This is a genomic window from Endozoicomonas sp. ONNA2, assembly GCF_024606365.1.
Classification (GTDB): Bacteria; Pseudomonadota; Gammaproteobacteria; order Pseudomonadales; family Endozoicomonadaceae; genus Endozoicomonas.
On record NZ_JAHHPO010000744.1, the window covers coordinates 1 to 4,655 of the forward strand.

A 4,655-nucleotide genomic window follows, 5' to 3' on the forward strand; every position below is an offset into this window, starting at 1 on the left:
TGGAACCGTAGAACTCAACATCGCCCCAATCCCGTAAACCATCCCAACCAAAATCCGGGCGATCAATGGCATTTATCCAGTTTTCAAAGGTTCCGGGTAACGGGAAGGAAAAATATCCGGAGTTACCCAGTAATGGGCCAAGGAACACCCAGCGGCGTCCGACATCATGGAATGCCGGGATCGTTGTGGTGGGCATCACGCCAACGTTGCCATTGAGAACGCCAATGTCGTGAATGGCGTTCAACAAGCCTCGCTCAGGGAGCGCGGTGCTGGTTCCATCCGGCGTATGGGCGTATTTACAGTAGTTTTTTGTCGCTTTGAAGTGATAAACCCGAAAGGCTCTTTCACCATTCAGAGTGATCACCTGCAAGCGGTCAGTGAAACCCCGGACACGCCCGGGAAGATCCTTTTCCAGTATGATGAGGTACTGCCCAAAACGGGGTAGCTGGCTTTTAAAACGTTGATTGGGCACCCTGGCAATAAATTGGTGCATAATGCCTTCTTGCGCCAGGGTGGCTACGGACTCTCCAAGCCGCTGGAATTTATAGTAATCAACGCTCTTGCCATTGCCCACTGCCAGTGTACGACCACCGACTACTGACCCATTGCCTTTAAATAGCGACAATGCATGTTGCTGTTGGGTATGTTGCAGCTGACCAAGATAAAACGGTTGAAATTTTGTGTTACCGGCACGGGCAAATTCAGACTGCAATTGTAGTCTATGGGTTACATTCACCGGATAAAAGCCCTTTGCGTGGGCAGCCACCGTCAATGGGAGTGCGGAAGGATTCGGTCGTTGAAATTTGAGGGGATTCACCGGCGTAGTCAATGTGCCGGAGACATCCAGTTTAGAGAAAAGCGCCGGATTATTGAGATAAGCCAACGTTTCATCAATGATTTGCCGGGGCACATAGGGAACCCACTCCGTCATGAGCTGGCGCTTGTTGGCAATAATCCTGCAAGCCAGCACACGGATAACTCTTTGCCGGATCGTTGGGTCAGTGCAACACTTTTCCAGATATGCCTGGTCATTAAAACGACGCAAAAACGTTGGAAACTGTTCAATGTAGTCTATGATGCGACCGGCGTTGGCGGGTCGTAATTTTCTGTCAACAATATGCGTTTCTCCGGCATAAAAAGGTTCAGATTCCAGCACTATAGCGTCTTGCTTCTGCAATATTTCTTCCGAAAAATATTCAGGATATTCGATAGGAAAATAGGGATAGACACTTTCCAGGACGTGATTTTTAAAATCATCATCCGCATTCACTTTATGAAAGAAAAGAAAAAGGATGCTTGTACGAAAATATTGTATCAGTTCAGGCCTGGTGGCTAATATTGCCAATAATGTTTGTTTTCCTGTTTTAATCAATTCCTGCAGTAACGCATCGTCGCAATCTTCAACGGGTATAACAAAAAAAGGGTTAGCTTTTACCAGTTTTTTTAACAACAAAGCCAGTCTTGCGCTGTCAGACTGGTAATTTTCCATGCAACATTTAAATACATCCGACAAGGGATAAATGCGTGAACCGTTGCGGCTTATTCTTAATTCCAACGCAGATGAATTCATTTTGAGCAGTGCTTCTTCAAAGAAATCAGGATCACTGGTCAGCAGCTTATATTTATGATCATCTTCGATAATATTAATAAAATTCCTATACAAATTTTCATCATAGAGCGAAGCCAATATCGCTTTTTTGGTGATCAATTGATCCGGAAAATCCGATAATCTGCACAGGCCATCGGATAATTGCGCAAGGCAGTATGCTGCGTTTTTCTTTTGGATCTCCAGTGGCAGATCTTTAACCGGCACGATTCCTGAACGGATCAGCTCATCATAAAAAGCATCATCCTTAAAGCTCTCCGGCAGAGCATGGATGGACTTTATTTTGGCTCCGATATCCAGGCGCTCATACACCGGCACGGCCAGTTTCACTGGTGTATCGCAGGGAATACCATGCAAATTTGAGTACTCAGTCAGAAAATGAATATCATCTCTTACATCTTCAGGCAGGCCCAAATAGCCACATTTGGAGCCGGTTACCCTGGCATCCACCAGAAATAACTGTTTTTCCCTTTCCGGTGTTGCTGATAAAACCGTCATCAGTTTACCACCTGACTGCCTTTCGAAGACCGGCCAAAGATGGTTTCTTATTATCCCTGACAAAAGGGTGGGTGACTTGGCATAACCCTCAGGCAGTTTTACATCTGTGTGGTCACCAAGAAAATCGATAATATCGATAAATTCATCGACTTTGAGCCTGTCTGTTTTACCATCCAGGAGACCTCGAATCAGTTTGACTTGTTTGTCAGTGAAGATGGCAGTGTTCGCCCCCTGAATGGCTTTAAGCCCTTTAACTTTTGGTTTGCACCTGAGGGTTTCTAAAGCAATGGCCCTGGAGGTAATCCCGGTCCCTTTTTGTTTTTTTTGTGTCGCTTTTGGGTGAGTTGCAAGATGTGCTGTGCGGTACTTTGTGAGATCAGCGTGCCTGGCGCCCAATGACTCACCACTGACAGTTCTCCCGGCGGCATTGCCACGATTTGCCGGGGGATTTCTAACGAGTTTGACACTGTCAGTAGCGTATTTTTGGCTGTGACCAGCGACTCGATTCATCGTTTTTTCTCCTGCCTTTAATTCACCTTGACCCGGAAGGTAACCAGGCACTATTCTCAGACAGCCCCTCCATCCTCACGCTCAGGCAAAAAAACCTCACAAACAGAGATAGGTTTCTCCCGCAAATAAAACAGGGATCGTCTGGCCCAGGCAATCTCTGTGGTAAATTTCATATCAAGGTATACGTTAAATTCACTGGCTTTCATATCGGCAACTTCAATCGTTCCACGGCGCAGGCCGGGCTGACTGAAAATATATTCACCTAATGGCCTGTCCCCCAGCTCCAGAAGTACTTTATTTTCATCGGACAGACTGGACTCCGGTAACACACTGCGGGCAAAAACCACCGGTTGACCTGAACCAAACAGCAGGACTTCTCTTATGCTGGCACGCTGATCATCACAATGAATAAAGGCTTTCTCTGATGCATCCGGCTCCTGCCAATCATGGGAGATGACCCGGACAAAAAAATCGTTGTTGTGTGCTTGCTTCAGCCGACGGGTCAACGAGTGTTGGTCCAGTATCATGTCACGCAGTGCGGAGGGTATCGCTTTGGCATTTTGGGCAGGTTGCCAGTTCATGTCAGCAAAGGGCATCGGCAGTACATCCTGCCTGGAGCCGATGGCTCCAGGGTCTGTCAATCAAGCAGAGATTAATTGGGCAAAGGGCCTTCAACACCCTCCACCTGCCAGTTCATGGACAGAATATCACCATCGTTAAGCTTTGTACCCTCTGAAACTTAAACCAACCTCACGGAAATCTCCATCCATAGCGCCCAAGCGCCAGGATGGATGGGACAGCCTCCTGGTTGCGTCACACCATAGAGGATTTTCATCAAGGTGCTTTTGCCTGAACCATTTTCGCCCAGCAGCGCATGGATTTCACCGGGCTTGATGGCAAGGCTGACCTGGTCATTGGCAACAACCCCGGGATAAACTTTAGTGATGCCAGCGAGTACGGTATTCGCTGCGGTTGCCAAAAACGGCACCTTTGCTGTCCAGACGTTGTGACCGGCGAAGACGTTGTGACTGGCGAAGACGTTGTGACCGGCGAAGACGTTGTGACCGGCTGGATTCTGGCTCGCGACTTGCGGGCATGATGATCTCACTTATATTTACTCTTCTTGGTGAATCCATTGATCGCTGGTGGAAAGCCAATGATGCAAAACTCAGGGCGGGCGTTTTGCCAGAAGATCACGGTTTTTTACTACCAAAAAAGAGGTATGCTTGCAGCTGCACTGTGAATCTTTGTTTATGGATTTACCTGTTAAACATTTGGGGTGTTTTTTCACGCACAAAAAGTGCCAGAAATAAACAACCTCCTGACCTGTATGAACCGGAGAGAATGATGAAAAAGTGGCAGTGTACTATCTGTGGTTTTGTCTATGATGAGTCTGTCGGTTGGCCTGAAGATGGCATACCTGCCGGAACGGCCTGGGAGGATGTTCCAAAGGACTGGCACTGTCCGGATTGTGGCGCAGGCAAAGACGACTTTGAGATGATGGAGGTCAGTTGATTGATAGAAAAACAGGGATTTCTGGCAAAAATCCTGCAAACAGTTGGTTCAGACTATTGCCCTGAGAGCGGTGGTGTTTTAGTCTGTTTTTGGTTTGTGAGCCATACCCCTGGGGTCAAGAGCAGCTGCTGCCCTTGCTCAGGAAGCAAAAAACCCTTGATTCAAGGGAAGAAACAAGAAAAACAAAAACGGAGTGTATATATGCGTAAACCCGATCTGGTCAATGTCATCGCCGACGAAGCGGATATCAGTAAGGACAAGGCTTCCCTGGTGCTTAACGCTATTCTTGAAGCCATCACCAGTGCCATGAAATCAGCAGACTCTGTGAACCTGGTTGGCTTTGGTACTTTTGAACAGCGCAGCCGTGCCGCCCGTGCCGGTAAAAACCCCCAAACCGGTGAAACCATCCAGATCAAGGCCAGCAAGACGGTGGCTTTCAAGCCAGGCAAAGCCCTGAAAGAAGCGGTAAACTGATAAGTAGTTAACCAAATGAAATCATATTTTCTGACTAAGTGGCCAGTCACTC

4 protein-coding genes and 1 pseudogene are annotated in these 4,655 nt (G+C 47.5%); 2 read left to right on the top strand and 3 right to left on the bottom strand.

Features of this window, described 5'->3' with window-relative positions:
• The 3 genes and pseudogenes from KDK14_RS13155 to KDK14_RS13165 form a co-directional block, all read right to left on the bottom strand.
• A partial coding sequence (locus KDK14_RS13155; RefSeq protein ID WP_257265607.1) for a hypothetical protein occupies positions 1–2,614 on the bottom strand: 2,614 nt, incomplete at its 3' end.
• Positions 2,615–2,670: 56 nt separating this feature from the next.
• Positions 2,671–3,210 (bottom strand): chorismate lyase, encoded by a 540-nt coding sequence (locus KDK14_RS13160; protein WP_257265608.1) that lies wholly within the window; start codon positions 3,208–3,210, stop codon positions 2,671–2,673.
• A 209-nt stretch (positions 3,211–3,419) separates the two neighbouring features.
• Positions 3,420–3,602: pseudogene (locus tag KDK14_RS13165) on the bottom strand (ATP-binding cassette domain-containing protein); the annotation flags it as partial.
• Positions 3,603–3,709: 107 nt separating this feature from the next.
• Between KDK14_RS13165 and KDK14_RS21780 the strand changes: the two are divergent.
• Together KDK14_RS21780 and KDK14_RS13175 are read left to right on the top strand one after the other, a co-directional pair.
• On the top strand, positions 3,710–4,129 hold the full coding sequence (locus KDK14_RS21780) for a rubredoxin (protein WP_373691078.1): 420 nt from the start codon (positions 3,710–3,712) through the stop codon (positions 4,127–4,129).
• 201 nt (positions 4,130–4,330) lie between these two features.
• The gene (locus KDK14_RS13175; RefSeq protein ID WP_257265609.1) at positions 4,331–4,603 is read left to right on the top strand and encodes an HU family DNA-binding protein; all 273 of its coding nucleotides are present in this window, start codon (positions 4,331–4,333) and stop codon (positions 4,601–4,603) included.
• Positions 4,604–4,655 lie beyond the last annotated feature (52 nt).